We start from the raw sequence: 19462 nt of genomic DNA, 5'->3' as shown, positions 1-19462 counted from the left end.
AGCACTGTCACGCGCCGCTTGCGGCGATGGTCACGGCCCGCGCGCGCCCCTATAGTGAGACCCGTTGAGGCATGACAAACCGGGGGGAGATATCCATGAGGCAAGGTTGGTTGCGGGTTGGGGGCGCGATCATGGCGCTTGGCCTTTGTCTGGTGCTGTCGCCCTCGCAGGGCCACGCCGAGCGCGCGCAGGCCTCGGTGCATGTCTTCGGCAACAGCCTCGTGCATCACCTCAGCGACAACCCCGCCACCGCCGTGCCGTGGTGGCTGGCGCGGCTGGCGCGCGCAGGCGGCAAGGAGTTCGCCCTCACCGGCCAATGGGGATTCCTGCGCGATTTCGCCCGCGACGGCATGGCCGACCGCTGGTCCTTTGACGGCGTGCGCCGCCCGCGCGGGGCGGTGGATACGGTGCTGGTGACGCCCGCGAATTTCATCCAGTATCGCGCCCCCGATGCCACGTTCGAGGGCGATAATCCCGAGCGCGCGACGCCGCTTTCCGCCACGCTGGCCACCATCGACGCGGCGCGCACCCGTGCGCCCGATGCGCGCGTGATGATCTACGAGGGCTGGCCCGACATGGGCGGCCATACCCGCCGTTTTCCACCCTCGGGGCGCGCGCTGGCGCGCTGGCACGGCTATGCGCTGTCGGATTATCACGATTGGTTCCGCGCCTATGTGGAGGCGCTGCGCGCGGCACGCCCCGAGGCCGCGATCACCCTCCTGCCGGTCTCCTCGGTGCTCTCGGGGCTGCAAACCGGCCTGCTCGAGGATGTGCCCGTCGAGGCGCTTTATACCGACGACGCGCCGCATGGCACGGCCACGCTTTATTTCCTCGCCGCCCTCGTCACCTATACCGCGCTTTACGACGCCCCCGCGCCCGCCACGTTCGAGATCCCCAAGGATATCCACCCGGCGGTGCGCGACCGCTACGGCCGCATCACCGACGAGATCGCGCAGGCGCTTGGCCTGCGAGACCGCGCCGAGGCCGCCGCGGCAACCGAGACCCCGGCCACGCCCGGCACGCCCCTGCCCGGCACCGGCATTGCCAACCCCAGCCTTGGCATGGGGCTGAGCGGCATCGCCGACTGGTCGAGCCAGCACCCGTTCATCGACGTGATGAAGACCGCCCGCCCCTGGATCGGCCACACATCCGGGGAATGGGGCGCGTTCCCGGCGCAGGCGCTGCGCGAAGGCGGCTACCTGAGCGAGACCGGCTGGCCGCTGGCCCTGCCCGACGGCGCGACATCGCTCGAATCCTTCCTCTTTACCGATCAGCCCGAGGGCGCCACCCACCTGAGCGGCCGCTATCTCTTGCGGTACGAGGGCGAGGGGGTGCTGCGCGTGACAGGGCGCGCCGACAATGTCCGTTACAATTACAAAACCCGCGAAATCCGTTTCGATTATCACCCCGGCGACGGGCCGGTGGTGCTGCGCCTGCTGAAAACCGACCCGAACGATCCCCTGCGCGCCGTCACCATCCTGCGCGAGGATCACATCGCGCTCCACGAGGCGGGCGCGATCTTCAATCCGCTCTGGATCGACAGGATCGCCGATCTGCGCCTTGTGCGCTTCATGGACTGGCAGTTCACCAACGGCTCGGATCAGGTGACATGGGAGGGGCGGCCCACGCCCGGCCATGCCACCTATGTCTGGCGCGGCGCGCCGGTCGAGGTGATGGTGGCGCTGGCCAACCGGATCGGGGCCGATCCCTGGGTCAACATGCCCCACGCCGCCGATGATGCCTATATGCGCGAATTTGCCCGCTACATGCACGATCATCTCGATCCCCGGCTGCGGGTGCATGTGGAATATTCCAACGAGGTGTGGAATTTCATCTTTCCACAGGCGGTCTGGGCGCGCGAGGCCGCCGAGGCGCTCTGGGGGGCGGAGGCGGGCGACGACGCATGGATACAGTTCTACGGGATGCGCGCCGCGCAGATGGCGGCGATCTGGCGCGAGGAATTTGCCGATGCGCCGGGCAGGCTCTCGGTGGTCGCGGGCGCGCATACCGGCTGGCCGGGGCTGGAACAGCCGATGCTCACCGCGCCGCTCGCCGTGGCGGGCGGGCAGATCGACACCGCCCCCGTGGAGGCGTTCGACGCCTACGCCGTCACCGGCTATTTCGGCCACGAATTGGGCAGCGAGGAGATGGAATCCACCGTCGAGGGCTGGATCGCCGCCAGCCGCGCCGTCGCCCGCGCCCGCGCCGCCGAGACCGGGGCCGAACCCGAGGCCTACCTTGCCCGCCACGGTTTCGATCTCGCCTTCGATCTCGCGGCCGAGGCGCTCCGGCGCGGATCGCTCAGGGAGTTGCTGGCCGACAGCCTACCCTATCACGCCGAGGTGGCGGCGCGCCACGGGCTCGATCTGGTGATGTATGAGGGCGGCACCCATGTCGTGGGCCAGGGCACCGTCACCGAGAATGACACGCTCACCGCGTTTTTCACCGCCTTCAACTACTCGCCGCAGATGGGCACGCTCTATCAGGAGCTGCTCGACGGCTGGCAGGGGGCCGGCGGCACGCTCTTCAACGCCTTTGTCGATGTGGCCATCGCCTCGAAATGGGGAAGCTGGGGCGCGCTGCGCCATCTCGACGACGCCACGCCGCGCTGGGACGTGCTGATGCGCGCGAACGCGACGCCGCCGCATTGGGACGATGCGCGCGCGCCCGGCGCGTTCCTGCACGGGGTGTTGCGGCGCGCAGGCGACGGCGCGGCGCGGCTCTCGGGGACATCGGAGGCCGATATCCTCATCGGCGGCGCGGGCGATGACGTGCTCGCGGGGCATGGCGGCAACGACCGCCTGCATGGCGGGGCGGGCGGGGATCGCGCGATTTTGCCGGGCAAGCAGGCGGATTACGAGATCACGCAAGACGATGCGCGGGTGATCCTGCGCGGTCCTGCGGACAGGATCACGCTGGTCTCGATCGAGGCGGTGGAATTCACCGGCGCACCGGGGCGCGCCGTGGCGCTTGCCGAGCTGTTCTAGGCGGCGTCAGACAGATGTTGCGCAAGGATGATCCGGCCCGCCATGCCGTGCAATGCGGTGCGGTAGGCGTCGTGAAGGGCCTGTTACTGCCGTTCGTAGAAACCGCGCATCGACGGGCCGCGGTGCGGCGATCCAACGTGAGTCTGGGTGCGCTTTATCTCGCCAAATCCGAAAAACCTCAGAGGATCGCGCAGGTGGCAGCCAAATCGCCGTGCCGGGGGGCGGCCCGGCGATGCGCGGCGGCGCGTTCCGCGCCTCGATTCCGCGCCGGGAACAAGCCTTGAACGTCCGCTCAAGGCCAGCCCCCCCGTGCAGCATCGGGCACTTTATGAGCGCCCGTCAGCCCAGCGCCCGCCAGCCGATATCGCGGCGGCAAAACCCCTCGGGCCAGTCGATCCGGTCCACCAGCCCATAGGCGCGCGCGGCAGCCTCTTGCAGGGTTGCGCCGCGCGCCGTCGCCGCGAGCACGCGGCCGCCATTGGCGACAAAGCCCCCGTCGCGCCGCGCCGTTCCCGCGTGGAACACCTGGTGAAAGCTGTCCTCGGGGCACGTCTCCAGCCCCGAGATCACGCTGCCCTTGGCATAGTCGCCCGGATAGCCCCGCGCCGCGAGCACCACCGTCATGGCGTGATCCTCGGCCCAGTTCACCGCGCAGCCCGCCAGCCGCCCCTCGGCGGTGGCCTGCATCAGGTCGAGTGCCTGACCGCCAAGCCGCATCATCAGCGTCTGGCATTCGGGATCGCCGAAGCGCACATTGAATTCCACCAGCCGGGGCGCGCCCGCCTCGATCATCAGCCCGACAAAGAGCACGCCCGAAAACGGCGTGCCGCGCCGCACCATCTCTGCCAGAACCGGGCGCACGATCTCGTCCAATGCGCGGGCCGTGACCGCCTCGGTCATCACCGGCGCGGGCGAATAGGCCCCCATGCCGCCCGTGTTGGGGCCGGTATCGCCCTCGCCCGCGCGCTTGTGGTCCTGCGCGGTGCCGATGGGCAGCGCCACCTCGCCATCGCAGAGCACGAAGAACGACGCCTCCTCGCCGGTCAGGAATTCCTCGATCACCACCTCCGCGCCCGCCGCTCCAAAGGCCCCGCCGAACATGTCGTCAAGGGCATCCAGCGCCTGCTGCTCGGTTTCGGCCACGATCACGCCCTTGCCGGCGGCCAGCCCGTCGGCCTTGACCACGATGGGGGCACCCTTGGCGCGCACATGATCGCGCGCGGCCTGCGCCTCGGTGAAATGGCCATAGCTGGCGGTCGGCGCGCCCGCCGCGTCGCAGATCGCCTTGGTAAAGCTCTTGGAGGCCTCCAGCCGCGCCGCCGCCTGGCTTGGCCCGAAGACCGCGATGCCCGCCTCACGCAGCCGGTCGGCCACGCCCGTGGCAAGCGGCGCCTCGGGGCCGATGATGACGAAATCAATCGCCTCGGCCTCGCAAAACCCCGCCACCGCGCCGCCGTCGAGAATGTCGAGCGTGGCGCAATCGGCGATCTGCGCGATCCCGGCATTGCCGGGTGCCACGATCAGCCGGTCGCATTTGGGGTTTTGCAGCACCGCCCAGGCAAGGCTGTGCTCGCGCCCGCCGCCGCCCAGAATGAGGATATTCATGGCCCGCACCTCCTTGGCCTCGCGTGGCCTGCGTTCTAGGGTGGCGGGCAGGCGGACACAAGTCACGGAACAGGGCGATGGCCATATCCGATCTCATCGACGATGACGGGCCGGGCGGGAACGCGCCGGAATTCTCGGTCTCGGAAATCTCGGGCGCGGTCAAGCGGGTGATCGAGGGCGAGTTCTCCCATGTCCGGGTGCGCGGCGAGCTGGGGCGCATCTCGCGGCCGCGCTCGGGGCATATCTATCTCGATCTCAAGGATGACCGCTCGGTTCTGGCGGGCGTGATCTGGAAAGGCGTGGCGACGCGGCTCAGGGTGCAGCCCGAAGAGGGGATGGAGGTGGTCGCCACCGGGCGGATCACCACCTTCGGCGGTCAATCGCGCTATCAGATGGTGATCGAGGATCTCGTGCCGGCGGGGGCGGGCGCGCTCATGGCGATGCTGGAGCGGCGCAAGGCGGCGCTGGCCGCCGAGGGGCTGTTCGATCCCGCGCGCAAGCGGGCGATCCCCTATCTGCCGGATGTGATCGGCGTGGTCACCTCGCCCTCGGGGGCGGTGATCCGCGACATCCTGCACCGGCTGCGCGAGCGGTTTCCGCGCAAGGTGCTGATCTGGCCCGTTGCCGTGCAGGGCGAGCGCTGCGCGCCGGAGGTCGCGCGCGCGATCCGGGGCTTCAACGCGCTGACGCCCGGCGGGGCGCTGCCACGGCCTGATCTGCTGATCGTGGCGCGCGGCGGCGGCTCGGTCGAGGATCTATGGGGCTTCAACGAGGAAATCGTGGTGCGCGCGGCGGCCGAGAGCGCGATCCCGCTCATCTCAGCCGTGGGCCACGAGACCGACACCACGCTGATCGATTACGCCTCCGACAAGCGCGCGCCGACGCCCACGGCGGCGGCGGAACTGGCGGTGCCGGTGCGCCGCGACCTCGTGGCCTGGCTCGAGGGGCAGGGCGCGCGGCTCGCCCATGCGCAGGGCCAGGCGGTGGGGCTGCGCGAGCAGCGGTTGCGCGATCTGGCGCGCGCGCTGCCGCGTCCCGAGACGCTGATCGAGGGGGCGCGCCAGCGGCTCGACACCTGGGGAGAGCGGCTGCCCGCCGCGCTCATCCGCTCGGTGCAGATGCGCCGCGTGGCGCTCTCGGATGCGTCAGGGGCGCTGCGCCCGTCGCTCCTGCACCGCGCGACAGAGGCAGAGCGGCGGCGGCTGGCGGCGACCGTGGCGCGGCTCAATACCGGCGCGCTGGCGCGTGATATCGGGCAGCGGCGGCGCGATCTGACCCGGCTGGGTGCGCGGCTTGGGGACGCGGGCGCGCGGCAGATGCGCGGCTTGCACGACCGGCTCGACGCGCTGGAGCGGCTGCGCGAGACGCTGGGCTATCGCGCGACGCTGGCGCGCGGCTATGCGGTGGTGCGCGGCGATGGCGGTCTGGTGACGACGCGGGCGGCGGCGGCGGCGGCCTCGGCGCTGGAGATCGAATTTGCCGATGGCACGCTCGCGGTCGGTGCCCCCGCCCCCCGCAAGACGCCCCGGCCCAAGGGGCCGCCCGACGAGCAGGGCAGCTTGTTCTAGGGGGGCGAGGATGGTCGGTTGAGGGGGGCCTTTGGGATTGGCATTGAGGAGACGGTCGCGGTTTCAGAAATGAGCCGCGCGGTCGCTAGGCCGGGGACGAGGGTTGAAACTCAATCAGGCTATTGATCTATGATGCATGATCTAATTCACTTCCTCCATTGTGGCAGGAGGAATGAAGAATGTCTTCTGGATTTTGGCTTTCGGACCGGGCTTGGGCAGCGATTGAGCCGCTGTTGCCGACGAACCAGCCGGAAGCGCGCAGGGTGGACGACCGCAGCGTCATCAGCGTCACCATCCATGTTCTGCGCATCGGGTGTCGCTGGCAAGATTGTCCGCCTGCCGATGGCCCCCGACGACGATCTACAACCGGTTCAACCGGTAGAGCCATCGCGGCCTCTGGGGGCGCATCTTCGCCACCCTTGCGGCAATCATCCTCTGGTGGACTCGATTGAGTCTGGCCCCTAACGCTCCCCGTGCAGCACCAGGCACGTTAACCACGATGGCCCGCGCCAGGCCAAACCACGCCGCCTCCCTCCCGGAACGCCTCCCCCGACCGGCCTTGACGGCCCGCCCATGTGGCATCACGACTGCGGCCCATGTATGCCATCTCGCTCACCTCGATCCCGCCGCGCTACGCCACGCTTGGGCCGGTGCTGGCAAGCCTGCTCGCCCAGCGCCCGGCGCCTGCGCGCGTGATCCTCGCCCTGCCCGATACGCCCGCGCGCTTTGCCCCCGCGCCACCGCCCGCGCTGCCCGAGGGGGTCACGCTTTTGCGCGTGCCGGGCGATGACGGCCCCGCCACCAAGGTGCTGCCCGCCGCCCGCGCGCTGGCGGGCCAAACCTGTCGGCTGATCTATTGCGATGACGACTGGATCCTGCCCCAGGGCTGGGCCGCCCGGCTGCTTGCCGCCGCAGGTGACGGCTACGCCGCCGCCGCCGCAGGCTTTGCCCTCGACCGTCTCAAGCGCCAGAGCCACCGCCCCGCCGATCCACGCTTTACCGATATCGCCGAGGGCCATGCCGGCGTCTGCATCCGTCCCGACTGGCTCGCCGGGACCGACTGCACCCCGCCCGCCGCCGCCTGGCCGGTGGATGATATCTGGCTCTCGGCTCAGCTTGCGCGGCAGGGAATCGGCATCCGCCTTGCCCGCGATGCGCGGGCCGGGATGCGGCTTGCCACCGACGACGCCCACGCCCTGCAACATGCCCGCATCGGCGGGCGCACGCGCCACGAGGCCAACCTTGCCTGCCTGGCAGAGGTTACCGCCCGCTACGGGATCTGGCCGCCGCTTTCCAGCACCGCCCGCGCCGCGCGCCCCTCCAGCGCGCCATAGCCCGCCGCCACCGCGCGCATCGCCGCCAGCGGCCCCGCGCGCGCGGCGAAATCGGCCTCCGACATGGCCGCCACGGCACGCTTTACATCCTCCAGCCCCTCGCAGATCACCATCGCCCGCGCATCGAAAAACCGCTCGATATCCGGCGCGCCCCAATAGATCGGCACCGTCCCGCAGAGCAGCGCATCCACGAGCTTCTCGCTGAAATAGCACGGCTCGCGCACATTCTCGATCACCACCGAATAGCGGTAGGGAGCAAGGCCCTCGGCCTTGTCGGCAAAGGGGCGATAGCCCATCCCCATCACCTCGATATCGGCACCCGAGGCGCGCGCCCACTCCACCACGCTGTGCCGCAGCCGGTGCCCCGGCTGCGACCGCTTGGCCGAGGCGATGAGCGAACACATCGCGCGCTTGTCGCAACGCACCTCGCGCCAATGCGGCACCCAGGTGCCGCCCATCGGAAACTCCACCGCGTTCGGGATCGCCGCACACAGCGCCGGATCGCCGCTCAGAACCCGGAAAAACCGCCGATACGCGCCCCATTCCAGCAGCCGCATGTGATGGCCGTGAATGGCGCGCGGCTCGCGAAAGAGGAGCGAGACCCGCGCCCGCGTGCCGAAACCGGGGCGCAGGTAGAGCGTGTCGCGCGGGGGCACGATCAGGTGATCGTCGCGGCCCAGATCGCCCAGCACAGCCCCCTCGATGCCCTCGGGCACACCAAGCGGCCACTCGAGCGACGCCAGCGCCACGCGCGCGGGCCGCAAGCCCAGCGCCCGCCCATATGGCAGGATCGCAACCTTGGGGGATGTCACGCGCGCGCCGTCCTTTTGCCGGGATCACCGCCCGCGTGATAGGCGCAAACCGCCGCCAAGGGCAATCAGTGAACGGCGACCGGCTCCATGTCGTTCTGCCGCGCGAGGAAAAACGCCATCCGCCGATCGGCGACCAGCGCCAGCCGCTCGCCCTCGGTGCTGTGCACGGCATAGAGCGTCTCGCGCCCGCCAAGCTGCGCGCGCATCTCCTGCGGCAGTTCCTCGGCCTTTACCGTGCGCACATAGACGATGGGCCGCCCCGCGCCCGTCTCGATGCTGCTGTCGATGTCATACTTGGTATCCATCTGCCTACCCTCTCCTGATTGCGACCCGCTGCACCACCGGCTCCGGCTCGATGCGGCGCAGATCGACATGCAACAGACCGTTTTCCATGACCGCCTCGCCCACCTCGACCCCGTCGGCCAGCACGAAAGAGCGCTGGAACTGCCGCGCCGCGATGCCGCGATGCAGGAACACGCGCCCGCCCGCATCCTCGGATTGCCGCCCGCGAATGACCAGTTGCCGGTCCTCCACGGTGACCGACAGATCATCGTCGGCGAAACCCGCCACCGCCAGCGTGATGCGATAGGAATTCTGCGAGGTCTGCTCGATATTGAAGGGCGGGTAACCTTCGTTGCCGGATTTGGCGCTGCGCTCCAGCAGCCGCTCGAGCTGCTCGAACCCCAGAAGATAGGGATGCGTCCCCAGTGTAAGCTTTGTCATCGACACGTCCTTGGCTAAGCGACCGTCCATCATCGGGGCCCCTCGACGGCGACCCCGAGACCGAAATATGGGGGCCGCCCGCGCCGCGTGCAAGACCTTTGCCAAACGCGTCGGATCGGCTATTCTAGCGGCCTGTCAGCCGGAGAGGACCCGCTTGCCATGAATGCCTATAGCGACCTTTCGATGAAAACCGAGGAGGTTTTGCGCGTCGAGTTGGAAGAATTCCGCCGCGAACATGCCGATCTCGACGCGGCGATCCGCGCGCTTCAGGAACGCTCCACCGCCGATCAGCTTACTCTGCAACGCCTCAAGAAGAAAAAACTCTGGCTGCGCGACATGATCGCCCGCATCGAGGACCGGCTTTATCCCGATATCATTGCGTAACCCCCCGTCATGGGTATAGTGCGCGCTCCAAATCAGGGGGCGCGGATATGACAGGCGTGAAAGTGGGCATCATCATGGGAAGCCAGTCGGACTGGCCCACCATGCGCGAGGCAGCAGTGGTGCTCGACGAATTGGGCGTGGGACATGAGACGCGCATCGTCTCGGCCCACCGCACGCCGGACCGGCTCTGGGATTATGGGCGCACAGCGGTCGCGCGGGGCCTTCAGGTGATCATCGCGGGCGCGGGCGGGGCGGCGCATCTGCCCGGCATGATGGCGTCGAAAACCCGCGTGCCGGTGATCGGCGTGCCGGTGCAGACCCGCGCGCTTTCGGGCGTCGACAGCCTTTATTCCATCGTGCAGATGCCAAAAGGCTTTCCGGTGGCCACGATGGCCATCGGGGCGGCGGGTGCGGCCAATGCCGGGCTGATGGCCGCCGCGATCCTCGCCAATGGCGATCCGGCGCTTGCGCAGCGGCTCGATGACTGGCGCGCGGCGCTCTCGGCCTCGATCCCCGAGGAGCCGCGCGATGACTGAGCCCCTGTCTCCCGGTGCTACCATCGGCATTCTCGGCGGCGGGCAGCTTGGCCGCATGCTCTCGGTCGCGGCAGCACGGCTTGGCTTCAAGACCTGCATCTTCGAGCCGGGGGCCGATTGCCCGGCAAGCCATGTCGCCAATTACCATGTCAAGGCCGGGTATGACGACGCCGCCGCGCTCACCCGCTTTGCCGAAAGCGTTGATGTCATCACCTACGAATTCGAGAACATTCCCGCCGAGGCGCTCGACCTGCTGGAGGCCCTGACCCCCGTGCGCCCGAACCGCCGCGCGCTCAAGGCCAGTCAGGACCGGCTGGTGGAAAAGGCGTTCCTCAGCGATCTGGGCCTTGCCACCGCCCCCTTCGCCGCCGTCGATGATCCCGAAGACCTGGTCGAGGCGCTGGCCGGGATCGGCATGCCGGGTATCCTCAAGACCCGCCGTTTCGGCTATGACGGCAAGGGGCAGGCGCGTATCCATACGTATGAGGATGCCGAGGCCGCGTTTGACGCGATGGCCGGCCAACCGGCGCTTTACGAGGGGTTCGTGGATTTCTCGCACGAGGTCTCGGTGATCGCCGCACGCGGGCTGTCGGGCGAGGTGGCGTGCTTTGATCCGGGCGAGAACGTCCACGAGGGCGGCATCCTGCGCACCACCACCGTGCCCGCGCGGCTCTCGGCGGCGCAGCGCGCCGACGCGGTGCTGCTGGCGGGCAAGATCCTCAACGCGCTCAACTATGTGGGCGTGATGGGGGTGGAGCTTTTCGTGACGCCCGGCGGCCTCATCGTCAACGAGATCGCCCCGCGCGTCCACAATTCCGGCCACTGGACGCAGGCGGGCTGTGCCATCGACCAGTTCGAGCAGCATATCCGCGCCGTCACCGGCCTGCCGCTTGGCGATGGCGGGCGGCACGCGAACGTCATCATGGAAAACCTCATCGGCCCCGATATGGACCGCCTGCCCGAGCTTTTGCGCGATCCGCGCGCGGGCCTGCACCTCTACGGCAAGGCCGAGGTCAAACCGGGCCGCAAGATGGGCCATGTCAACCGCGTGACCGGCGCGGCGGGATAGAGGCGCAGCCCGCGCCCTACCGCCAGAGCCAGGCGTGGCCTGCAAGCGCGCCTTGCGCCTTGGCCAGAAGCCGGTTGGCCGCGCCCGCGCGCAGGCCCTTGCCCGTGGCCAGCCTGCTGGCCGCCACCTCGACCGGGCAGGGCAGGCCCGAGACCGGATCGCGGTAGCGCGGATAGTCGATCAGCGTGGCATGGACCAGACCGGCAAGCGTCGGGCGCGCGCTGCGGCGGGCGGGGATGTCGCCCAGATCGCGGGTAAGGCCCCAGCCTGCATAGAACGGCGCGCCGGTGGTGGTCACGCGCAGCCCGCGCAACAACGCCTCGAAGCCCATGAGCGATGTCATCGTCCAGACCTCGTTGACTTCACGCAGCAGCGTGGCGGGATCGGTGCCGCGCAGCACCAGATCGGCGAGGCCCTGAAGCGCCTCGGGGTCGACAGCGCCGGGGCGCAGCCCGGCCTCGACATCGGGGTGGGGCTTGTAGAGGATCACGGCACCGGGATTTTCGGCGCGTGCGCGGTGCAGCAGCGCGAGATTACTGGCGATCTCGCCCGCGCCGAGGCGGATAGAGGCGTCATCCTCGACCTGTCCGGGCACGAGAATGCGATGGCCCTCGGGCAGGTCGGGGGCAGGTTGGCCGAGATTGTATTTGCTCAGCCCGTCGCGGATCAGCGTGGCGATGAGCGCGCGGGCGCGCCGCTCCTGCTCGGGGCGCAGTGTGGCGCGCGCGGCGATCAGCCGCTCCAGCCTGCTTTCGCGGCTGGGATCGTAATAGATGCCAAGATCGTCGAGCACCAGCGACAGCGGGGCCACCAGATCGGCCCCGAGGCCCCGCGAGCGCAGAAAGCCATCCTCGACGCGGGCGGCCCCCTCGGGTGCTGCCGCCGCCGAGGCCCAGATCATCGCGGGGCGGTCCTCGCGTGCGCGATTGAAGATCACCCGCCGATATGTGCCGAAAAAGCCCTGCACCGGCGCGCGTTTCCACAGCCGCATCCCATGCGCGCTCCAGCCCCGGTGATCCTCGCGCCAGGCGCGGGTTTCGGCCTCGAACTGCGCCAGCGCGTCCTCAAGATCGCAGAGCCGGTCGCGGCAGGGATCATACCAGGTGGGATAAAGGATCATCGCGGCGGCAAAAAGTTGCGCGCGGGTGAGCACGCGCCCGCGCCGGGCAAAGGTCTCGGCGTGGCGATCCTCCGTCAGGCCCCAGCCGGCATAGAAGGGCCGCCCGAAGACCTGCGGACGATGGCCTGCAAGCACCGCCTCGAACCCCATTTGCGAGCTGACGGTATAGACCGCGATTGCCCCCTCCAGCAGGTGCCACGGGCTGAGCGGGGCGGCGGTGAGCGTGACGCGCCCGCCCGCGTCCCTAGCGCTAAAATGGCCCGCGCGGTGGCCCTGCGCGGTCTCGGGATGGGTCTTTATCAGGATCCGCGCGTGGGGGTGCTCTGCCTGAGCCGAGGCCAGCATGTCGCGGAACGTGGCGGCATCCGCGCCGCCATGCCGGATCGAGGCATCGCCGCGCGTCTGGTCGATCACCAGCACATAGCCCGGATCAGGGCAGGGCAGGGCGGGATCGGTGCCGGAATACTTGCTCAGGTGCCCCGCGCGCAGCCGCGCAATGGCGTCGCGTGCACGGTCCAGAAGCGGTGTGTCGTCGAGCGGGTGGCGCGCGAGCAGGTCTTCGAGATCGGACGGTTGGGAGGCGTCGAAATGCACGCCCTGCCGGTCGATCAGCAGGCCAAGCGGCGGCGCGCCGCTGCGCCCCGGCAGCACCGAGCGCAGGAATGCATCCTCGATCCGCAGGAGCCGCGCGCCGGTGCGTTTGGCAACCGCCTCGCCGCGCGCGGCATAGGGCGAGCGGCCCCAGACGGCGATACTGTCCCCGGCACCGGGCCAGCCAAGGCGCAGCGGATAGCCCGCAAGGTGCAGGATGCGCCGCAGGCGGCCCTGCCACAGAAAGCCGCCATTGACATGGAAAACCCGCCGGGGGCTTGCGTCCCCGGCGGGCCTGTCACCGTGGTCTGGCGTCATACGTCGCCTGAAAGCGTGCTCGATGCCGTCGAGACCGACCCAAGCACACCGAGCGTGCCGGTCAGCGCCGAGATCACCTTGGACCATTGCGCGAACGGGGCCTCGGTCACGTAGATCGTGTCATCGTCACGGATCGCGAAATCGCGCGCCATGAACATGCCATTGGGCTTGGTGAGGTCGAGCACGTAGACAAGGCGTTGCGCGCCCACCAGATCGTTGCGGCCCAGAACCTGATTGGCGATATCGGCAGGCTCGTTGCGCAGCACGAAGACGCCCGTAGGATCGGAGGAGGCGACGCTCAGCCCGCCCACCTGCGCGATGCCTTCGAGCGCGCTGAGCGTCTGGGTCATGAAGGTCACGCGCGCCTGCGTGCCGGTCGCGCCGAGCGCGGTGTAGGAGCGGGTATCGGATTCGACAAGGATACGGTCGCCGCCGCGCAGCGGGATGTCGAATTGTGGGTATTTGAACAGGTCCTGGAACCAGACCTTGGCGCGCTTGTCGCCACGAATGACGGTGATCTGCGCCACTTCCGGCTCGATCGCGATACCGCCCGCCGCCGTGATCATCGCCGAGAGCCGCCGCGTTGGGGCCTCGATCGGGTAGACGCCCTGGCCGGTGACCGCGCCGCTGACCGACACGGTCGAGCCGTTGCCCGCGACCCGGCGCACCTCGACCTGCGGATCGGGGGTTTGTTGGTCGAGCCGTTCGGTGATGACCCGGCGCACGCCCTCGGGCGTGTTTCCCGCCGCCTTGATCCGGCCCGCATAGGGCACGAAGATAAAGCCAGAGCCATCAACCTGCACCTCTTCGAGGATGGTCTGGTTCGCGGTCGCCCCGGTCAGAAGCCCGTCATCGACGTTTTCCCAGATGGTCAGGCCCAGCGTGTCGCCGGGGCTGATCGTGTCAGAGCCAAGCAGGCCCGCGTTGAGGAAATCATCGGTAAAGCCGAGCGCTGGCTGCACTGCCGTGGCGCGCGTGACGCGGTCATTGACGGTGACGACAAAGGCATCGCCCTGCCGCTGCACCGATCCGGCATAGAGTTGGCGCTTGTTGGGGCCCATGCGCGGCAGGCCGCACCCAGCCACAAGGCTGGCCACCAGCAACAGCGCGACGGGGCGCACCCATCGGGAGTGTCGGGGTATCACTGCTCGGTCTCCTCGACCTGTTCTTGTTCTGCCTCGGGTCTTTTTGCGGTCACGCTACCGCAACAGGGCGGAAAAATCCAGCCTTTCCTGTGGCCTGCCTCAGGGAACGATGCGCAACTGTTGCCGTGGGGCCGCGGTGCCCCGGCTCAGCGCGTCATAGGGATCGTGGGGTGACAGCATCATGTCGACGACATGGCGCAGCACCTGCCGCCGCCCGCGCGCCGAATAGAACCCGCCGGGAAGCTGGCTGGTTTCCAGCAGGTAGCGGCGGTAATCGGCATAGGCGCGGCGATCCGGGCGCTGCGCATGGGCGAAAAAGTCGCGCAGCGGCGCGGTCGAGACGAATTCGGGCTTGGCATAGACCGCCGCGCCGAAGGTGCGCAGCGGGATGCCGCGCCACAATACCTGTTGCCCTGCGGTGGAATTGACGGTGACGGCGCTGCGCGCCTCGTCGAGAAGCGGCGCAAGCTTGCCGCCGCGCAACATATGCACGCGACCGCGCAAGCCATGTGCCGCGATGAGGCGGCGCAGGGTGGCACGCAGCGGCGCGCGCCCGTCCTCGAGCGGGTGCGCCTTGACCACGAGGTGATGATGAGGCGGCGCGCCCTCGGCAAAGCCACGGATGAGCACTTCGAGGAATTCGGTCATCGAGGTGAACGGCGAATGTGCCTGGAACGAGGCGTCATGCTCAAGCTGCAACAGCGCGACATGATAGGGAAAGCCCCCCGTTCGGATACGCCAGGTCGCCAGTCGCCGCTCCAGCGCCGTCGCCGGCATGAACAGCAGGCGTTTGAGGTAGAGCGCGAATTCCTGCCCGACGCCGAGGGCGCGATGCGGGCGAAAGCGGCGATAGCCACGGTTCAGCAACAGCACGCAGCCGTGATAAAGCGCGCCGTAGAAGATGTGCTGGCGCATGTCGCCCCAGCTTGCCGGTGGCATGGCGGCATCCATGTCAGAGGCGGCGAGCGCGGCGCGCATCTCGTCGATGCCGAGGTCTATCAGTCGCGAATGCCCGTTGGCCCCGTCGCGCTCGTAGGTGATCCAGTAGGGGCGCATGTAGCCCTCCTCGAACACATGCACCGTAAGGCCGCGCGCGCGCGCGATGGCCACCGCCTCGGCATGGATCGGGCGGGTATCGCCGTAAAGCACCAGATCGGTCACGCCATGCGCCTCGATGAGGCGGCCAAAGGTCTCGGGCCAGGCCTCGGGCGCGCCTGGATAGGCGATATAGCGCGCGGCATCGGGCCAAAAGACGCGATCGCCCGCGTTGAAGCCCACGCGCCGCACCTCGGCCCCTGACCGGCGCAGCATCTGCCCCAGCCGGTAGAAAAACGGCCCGTGCGGCCCCTGCAACAGCAGGAAAGAGCGGCCCTCTCCGGTCAGCCCCGGCATGTTTGCGTGTCCCTGTTCACCATCGTTGTCGGACCCGCCTAGCGGAAAATTCCGGCGAAATTAAGCCATTTGCCGCGCCTTGTCTTGTCTTGGGGCGGCGGCGGCGCTAGGCCGTTGGATCAGGCTGGATAAGCTAGGCGAGCGACAGGGGGCGGCGCATGTTCACGGGGATCATCACCGATATCGGCCACATCCGCGCGGTCGAGCAGCGCGGCGACATGCGCGCGCGCATCGGCACCGGCTATGACACCGGCACCATCGCGATGGGGGCGTCGATCGCCTGCGACGGGGTATGCCTGACGGTGGTGGCGCTTGGGCCCGACTGGTTCGACGTGGATATCTCGGCCGAGACGCTGTCCAAGACCAATCTGGGCACCTGGGCCAGGGGGCGGCGCGTCAACCTGGAGCGGTCGCTGAGGGTGGGTGACGAATTGGGCGGGCACATCGTGTCGGGCCATGTCGACGGGCTGGCCGAGGTGGTGGCGATGGCCCCCGAAGGCGACAGCACCCGCTTCACGCTGCGCGCGCCCGAGGGGCTTGCGCGGTTCATCGCGCCCAAGGGGTCGGTCGCGCTCAACGGCACCTCACTGACCGTGAACGAGGTGGCGGGGGCTTCGTTCGGGATCAACCTCATCCCCCACACCATGCAGGCGACGGCATGGGGCGAGGTTGCGGTGGGCGACCGGATCAACCTCGAGATCGACACGCTGGCACGCTATGTCGCGCGGCTCGCCGAGGCGGGGTGAGGGGCGGCGGGGTTTGGCCTGAAGGAGACGTTGATGGTTTGGAATGAGCCGCGCGGTCGCTGGGCCGGGGACTAGCGATGCACCGGCAGAAACTGCCACTTTATGCAAGCCAAGCCTGTGTGACACCGATAGGTTACGCGCGCTCTCAAAATCGCTAGGCCGCGGGACGGCGTCATGCCGGAGGCATGCCTTTGGCATGACGATCGCGCGGCGCCCTTCGGGCTTGATTCCGCGCGGGGGACAGGGGGCGAACGGCGGCTCCAAGCCAGAACCGCCCCCCCCCTCAGGCATCCTCTGCGGGCACCGCCGCGCGGTAGAGGTGCCAGGTGGCGTGGCCCAGCACCGGCAACACGATCACCAGCCCCAGAAATAGCGGCAGCGTGCCCAGGACCATCGCCACCGCCACGATCAGGCCCCATGTCGCCGCCACGCGCGGGTTTTCGCGCACCACCCTGAGCGAGGTGAGCATCGCCACCGGCAGGCTGGCGCGGCGGTCGATCAGCATCGGAAAGGCGGTCAGGCTGAACGCCAGCGCGATCGCGGCAAAGATCGCGCCCACGGCCATGCCCAGCACGGCCATCGCCCAGCCCGGACCGGTGGTCAGCACATCGCCGATGAAGCCTGTCACCGAGGTGGGCGGCTCGGGGCCGAGGGTGGCGTTGTAGATCACGCTGGCGGCGAACATCCACGCCAGAAACAGCCCCATCAGCACCCCGCCCAGCACGATCACCGGCACGATCACCGGCGCGCGGATGACGGAAAACGCTGCGCCCCAGCCCGCATGGCCGGTGGCCTCGCGCTGGCGGCTCATCTCGTAAAGCCCTGTGGCCACCACCGGCCCAAGCAGCGTGAACCCGGCGGCGAGGGGGAACAGCATCGGCAGGCGCGCCATGTGAAAGGCGGTGAGCGCGAGCACCATGCCTATGATCGGGTAGATCAGGATCAGGAAGATCACGTCGCTGCGCAGCGCGCCGAAATCCTCGATGCCACGGCGTAAGGCCATGCGCAGATCGTCATTGCCGAGGCGGCGCACCGCGGGTGGCGTGTCGGTATGGCCGCGCAGGGCGTCCGTCGCCCCGGCGGCGCCGCGTCCTGCGCCAAAGGTGGCCTCTGCGGCCCAGCTCAGCGGGTTTCCGATGGTTCGGGTCATGGGTGTCCTCCCGGTCTGCTGCGATGCCGTGGATGCGGCATTCTGCCACATTAGCATAGCACGCCTGGCGGTTTTGGCATATTCACGATCCGGCGACGCGGGGCAGGCAGGGGAGCGGTCTGCGGTTTCCGGGGCTTTGGCCTTGCGGCGGCGCGCTGCGCGCGGCATGGATCGGCGCGTGGGGCGGCGATGGAGGCAATGATGCATTTTCCTGCGGTGACGGCGCGGCTTGCGGGTCTTGGCGGTGCCAAATGGCAGGTGCACGAGCGCGCCACCGAGCGGCTGCGCGCGGGCGATGACATCATCCGCCTGACCATCGGCGAGCCCGATACGCCCGCGCCTGAGACGCTGATCGCCGATGCGGCGGCGGCGCTGCGCGCGGGGCGCACGACCTATTCCAACGGCCGCGGCGAGGCAGGGCTGCGCGTGGCGCTGGCCGAACAGTATAGTGCGCGGCGGGGGCGGCCGTTCACGCCTGCGCAGGTGATCTGCCTGCCCGGCACGCAGACCGCGCTCTATGCCGTGATGGCGGCGCTGGTGGAGGCAGGCGACGAGGTCCTGGTAGGCGATCCGATGTATGCGACCTATGAGGGGGTGATCCGCGCGACCGGCGCGGCGATGGTGCCGGTGCCGCTGCGCCCCGAGCGCGGATTTCGCATGGATGCGCGCGATCTGGCGGCGCGGATCACGCCGCACAGCCGCGCCATCCTGCTCAACACCCCGCACAACCCCACCGGCGCGCTGCTGAGCGCGGCCGATATCGCCGAGATCGGTGCGGTGGCGCGGGCGCATGACCTGTGGATCGTGGTGGACGAGGTTTACGAGGAATTGGTCTTCGAGGGGGCGGCCTTTGCCTCACCGCTGGCCGATCCGGCGCTGGCGGAACGGGTGATCGCGGTGTCGTCGATCTCCAAGAGCTTTGCCGCACCGGGCTTTCGCAGCGGCTGGTGCATCGGGCCGCAGCCCTTCATCGAGGCGCTGTTGCCGCTGGCGGAGGTGATGCTCTTTGGCAACCAGCCGTTCATCGCGGACGCGACCGAGGCGGCGATCCGGCGCGGATCAGAGGTGGCGGCGGGGATGCGCGCGCGCTTTGCCGCGCGGGCGGCGCGGCTGGCGCAGGTGCTCGAGGCGGGCGGCGGGTTGCGCGTGCATCGCCCGCAGGCGGGCATGTTCGCGATGGTCGATGTGTCCGCGACCGGCATGGATGGCGAGACCTATGCCCATGATCTTCTGAGGCGTTGCGGCGTCGCGGTCATGCCCGGCGCGGCCTTTGGCGAGACGCTGCGCGGCTGGGTGCGCGTGGCGCTGACGGTGGATGACGCCGCCTTTGATGTGGCGATGGCGCGGATCGTCGGGTGATCCCGCTCGACTGTGCTTTTGATGCCACGGCCGAGCGTTTATAAGCCGCCTCACGGGGAGTTGCTTTGCTCAAGAGGACACTATTTCTCACCCTCGCGTGAGCCGGTGCACCGATCCTGCGCGCCGGTCTTCACACACTCACCGAGGACAGAACACATGAAAAAACAACTTCTTGGAACAAGTGCGATCGCCCTTGGCATCGCCATGGCCGCACCGGCATCGGCCCAGGAATGGAACATGAAATGGGGCGGTTTCGCACGGACCCATGTCGGCATCGTCGACCTTGACGCCGATGTGACCAAAGCAACCCCGGCGGGCTCCGATTTCGAAGGTGTGAACACCTTCACCAACTCGGAAATCATCTTCTCGCCCTCCGTCACGCTCGATAACGGCATGACCTTTGGTTTCTCGGTTCAGTTCGAAGCGCTGAACAGCGCCAGCGGCACCCCGGCCAACATCGACGAAAACTACGTCACGATCAAAAGTGATACGCTCGGCCAGATCATCCTCGGCAACGAGAACTCGGCTGGCTACAAGTCGATGGTTGCGGCGCCGCAGGTTGGCTCCATGCCGATCAACTCGCGTTCGATCTCGGCCTTTATCCCGATCACCGGTTCGGGCGG

18 protein-coding genes and 1 pseudogene are annotated in these 19462 nt (G+C 68.7%); 10 read left to right on the top strand and 9 right to left on the bottom strand.

What is annotated here, in order from left to right:
* Window positions 1–95: 95 nt before the first annotated feature.
* Window positions 96–2987: a calcium-binding protein gene (locus ABIE58_RS01700; RefSeq protein WP_354542947.1), complete on the top strand. Its 2892-nt coding sequence runs from the start codon at window positions 96–98 to the stop codon at window positions 2985–2987.
* A gap of 339 nt (window positions 2988–3326) precedes the next feature.
* Here ABIE58_RS01700 and purD read toward each other — a convergent pair whose 3' ends face one another.
* Window positions 3327–4592: a phosphoribosylamine--glycine ligase gene (purD, locus tag ABIE58_RS01695; protein ID WP_354542946.1), complete on the bottom strand. Its 1266-nt coding sequence runs from the start codon at window positions 4590–4592 to the stop codon at window positions 3327–3329.
* A gap of 77 nt (window positions 4593–4669) precedes the next feature.
* Here purD and xseA point away from each other — a divergent pair, with 77 nt between their 5' ends.
* Window positions 4670–6160 (top strand): exodeoxyribonuclease VII large subunit, encoded by a 1491-nt coding sequence (gene xseA / locus ABIE58_RS01690; protein ID WP_354542945.1) that lies wholly within the window; start codon window positions 4670–4672, stop codon window positions 6158–6160.
* Window positions 6161–6287: 127 nt separating this feature from the next.
* Here xseA and ABIE58_RS01685 read toward each other — a convergent pair whose 3' ends face one another.
* Window positions 6288–6452, bottom strand: a complete 165-nt coding sequence (locus ABIE58_RS01685) for a hypothetical protein (RefSeq protein ID WP_354543199.1) — start codon at window positions 6450–6452, stop codon at window positions 6288–6290.
* Between ABIE58_RS01685 and ABIE58_RS01680 the strand changes: the two are divergent.
* Both ABIE58_RS01680 and ABIE58_RS01675 read left to right on the top strand, forming a co-directional pair.
* Window positions 6394–6539: pseudogene (locus ABIE58_RS01680) on the top strand (transposase); the annotation flags it as partial. The gene ABIE58_RS01685 and the pseudogene ABIE58_RS01680 overlap by 59 nt on opposite strands.
* A 196-nt stretch (window positions 6540–6735) precedes the next feature.
* A complete protein-coding gene (locus ABIE58_RS01675; protein WP_354542944.1) occupies window positions 6736–7494 on the top strand; it encodes a glycosyltransferase family 2 protein in 759 nt (252 codons plus the stop codon).
* On the opposite strand, the gene ABIE58_RS01670 is transcribed toward ABIE58_RS01675, so the two are convergent.
* The 3 genes from ABIE58_RS01670 to ABIE58_RS01660 all read right to left on the bottom strand — a co-directional run bounded on the left by ABIE58_RS01670 (window position 7431) and on the right by ABIE58_RS01660 (window position 9029).
* The gene (locus ABIE58_RS01670; RefSeq protein WP_354542943.1) at window positions 7431–8306 is read right to left on the bottom strand and encodes a hypothetical protein; all 876 of its coding nucleotides are present in this window, start codon (window positions 8304–8306) and stop codon (window positions 7431–7433) included. The two genes, ABIE58_RS01675 and ABIE58_RS01670, sit on opposite strands and share 64 nt — an antisense overlap.
* 65 nt (window positions 8307–8371) lie before the next feature.
* Window positions 8372–8611 carry a DUF1150 family protein gene (locus tag ABIE58_RS01665; protein ID WP_354542942.1) on the bottom strand — a complete coding sequence of 80 codons (240 nt, stop codon included), beginning with the start codon at window positions 8609–8611 and terminating at the stop codon, window positions 8372–8374.
* Between the two features lie 4 nt (window positions 8612–8615).
* A complete protein-coding gene (locus ABIE58_RS01660; protein WP_354542941.1) occupies window positions 8616–9029 on the bottom strand; it encodes an Hsp20 family protein in 414 nt (137 codons plus the stop codon).
* A 159-nt stretch (window positions 9030–9188) separates the two neighbouring features.
* Between ABIE58_RS01660 and ABIE58_RS01655 the strand changes: the two genes are divergently transcribed.
* Genes ABIE58_RS01655 through ABIE58_RS01645 form a run of 3 tightly spaced genes read left to right on the top strand, consistent with a single transcriptional unit; the run spans window position 9189 to window position 11018 of the window.
* Window positions 9189–9413: a YdcH family protein gene (locus ABIE58_RS01655; protein WP_354542940.1), complete on the top strand. Its 225-nt coding sequence runs from the start codon at window positions 9189–9191 to the stop codon at window positions 9411–9413.
* A 47-nt stretch (window positions 9414–9460) separates the two neighbouring features.
* Complete coding sequence (gene purE / locus ABIE58_RS01650; RefSeq protein WP_354542939.1) at window positions 9461–9949, top strand: 5-(carboxyamino)imidazole ribonucleotide mutase; 489 nt, start codon at window positions 9461–9463, stop codon at window positions 9947–9949.
* The gene (locus ABIE58_RS01645) at window positions 9942–11018 is read left to right on the top strand and encodes a 5-(carboxyamino)imidazole ribonucleotide synthase (protein WP_354542938.1); all 1077 of its coding nucleotides are present in this window, start codon (window positions 9942–9944) and stop codon (window positions 11016–11018) included. Before purE ends, ABIE58_RS01645 begins: the two co-directional genes overlap by 8 nt.
* A 16-nt stretch (window positions 11019–11034) precedes the next feature.
* Here the strand turns inward: ABIE58_RS01645 and ABIE58_RS01640 are convergent, their stop codons facing one another.
* The 3 genes from ABIE58_RS01640 to ABIE58_RS01630 form a co-directional block, all read right to left on the bottom strand.
* Entirely contained in the window at window positions 11035–13047 is a 2013-nt protein-coding gene (locus tag ABIE58_RS01640) for a capsule polysaccharide biogenesis protein (RefSeq protein WP_354542937.1), read from the bottom strand.
* Entirely contained in the window at window positions 13044–14192 is a 1149-nt protein-coding gene (locus ABIE58_RS01635) for a polysaccharide biosynthesis/export family protein (protein ID WP_502950053.1), read from the bottom strand. Before ABIE58_RS01635 ends, ABIE58_RS01640 begins: the two co-directional genes overlap by 4 nt.
* Window positions 14193–14291: 99 nt before the next feature.
* Window positions 14292–15584 carry a capsule polysaccharide biogenesis protein gene (locus ABIE58_RS01630; RefSeq protein WP_354542936.1) on the bottom strand — a complete coding sequence of 431 codons (1293 nt, stop codon included), beginning with the start codon at window positions 15582–15584 and terminating at the stop codon, window positions 14292–14294.
* 158 nt (window positions 15585–15742) lie between these two features.
* Here ABIE58_RS01630 and ABIE58_RS01625 point away from each other — a divergent pair, with 158 nt between their 5' ends.
* Entirely contained in the window at window positions 15743–16330 is a 588-nt protein-coding gene (locus ABIE58_RS01625; protein WP_354542935.1) for a riboflavin synthase, read from the top strand.
* Window positions 16331–16613: 283 nt separating this feature from the next.
* Here the strand turns inward: ABIE58_RS01625 and ABIE58_RS01620 are convergent, their stop codons facing one another.
* A complete protein-coding gene (locus tag ABIE58_RS01620; RefSeq protein WP_354542934.1) occupies window positions 16614–17480 on the bottom strand; it encodes a DUF2189 domain-containing protein in 867 nt (288 codons plus the stop codon).
* A 201-nt stretch (window positions 17481–17681) separates the two neighbouring features.
* Between ABIE58_RS01620 and ABIE58_RS01615 the strand changes: the two genes are divergently transcribed.
* Together ABIE58_RS01615 and ABIE58_RS01610 are read left to right on the top strand one after the other, a co-directional pair.
* Window positions 17682–18839, top strand: coding sequence for a pyridoxal phosphate-dependent aminotransferase (locus ABIE58_RS01615; protein ID WP_354542933.1), 1158 nt, complete (start codon window positions 17682–17684; stop codon window positions 18837–18839).
* A 156-nt stretch (window positions 18840–18995) separates the two neighbouring features.
* A partial coding sequence (locus ABIE58_RS01610) for a porin (protein WP_354542932.1) occupies window positions 18996–19462 on the top strand: 467 nt, incomplete at its 3' end.

The sequence above is a fragment of the Roseovarius sp. MBR-78 genome, from assembly GCF_040547535.1.
GTDB lineage: Bacteria > Pseudomonadota > Alphaproteobacteria > Rhodobacterales > Rhodobacteraceae > Roseovarius.
The sequence above is the reverse complement of the archived record's forward strand: the minus strand, read 5'-3'. Positions and strand labels throughout refer to the sequence as shown.

Excerpts from the sequence above, each read along its gene's own strand:
- ABIE58_RS01615 (WP_354542933.1), top strand. The coding sequence starts at position 17,682 with ATGCATTTTCCTGCGGTGACGGCGCGGCTTGCGGGTCTTGGCGGTGCC.
- ABIE58_RS01620 (WP_354542934.1), bottom strand. The coding sequence starts at position 17,480 with ATGACCCGAACCATCGGAAACCCGCTGAGCTGGGCCGCAGAGGCCACC.
- ABIE58_RS01700 (WP_354542947.1), top strand. The coding sequence starts at position 96 with ATGAGGCAAGGTTGGTTGCGGGTTGGGGGCGCGATCATGGCGCTTGGC.
- ABIE58_RS01660 (WP_354542941.1), bottom strand. The coding sequence starts at position 9,029 with ATGACAAAGCTTACACTGGGGACGCATCCCTATCTTCTGGGGTTCGAG.
- ABIE58_RS01625 (WP_354542935.1), top strand. The coding sequence starts at position 15,743 with ATGTTCACGGGGATCATCACCGATATCGGCCACATCCGCGCGGTCGAG.
- ABIE58_RS01665 (WP_354542942.1), bottom strand. The coding sequence starts at position 8,611 with ATGGATACCAAGTATGACATCGACAGCAGCATCGAGACGGGCGCGGGG.
- purE (WP_354542939.1), top strand. The coding sequence starts at position 9,461 with ATGACAGGCGTGAAAGTGGGCATCATCATGGGAAGCCAGTCGGACTGG.
- ABIE58_RS01640 (WP_354542937.1), bottom strand. The coding sequence starts at position 13,047 with ATGACGCCAGACCACGGTGACAGGCCCGCCGGGGACGCAAGCCCCCGG.
- ABIE58_RS01630 (WP_354542936.1), bottom strand. The coding sequence starts at position 15,584 with ATGCCGGGGCTGACCGGAGAGGGCCGCTCTTTCCTGCTGTTGCAGGGG.
- xseA (WP_354542945.1), top strand. The coding sequence starts at position 4,670 with ATGGCCATATCCGATCTCATCGACGATGACGGGCCGGGCGGGAACGCG.
- ABIE58_RS01655 (WP_354542940.1), top strand. The coding sequence starts at position 9,189 with ATGAATGCCTATAGCGACCTTTCGATGAAAACCGAGGAGGTTTTGCGC.
- purD (WP_354542946.1), bottom strand. The coding sequence starts at position 4,592 with ATGAATATCCTCATTCTGGGCGGCGGCGGGCGCGAGCACAGCCTTGCC.
- ABIE58_RS01645 (WP_354542938.1), top strand. The coding sequence starts at position 9,942 with ATGACTGAGCCCCTGTCTCCCGGTGCTACCATCGGCATTCTCGGCGGC.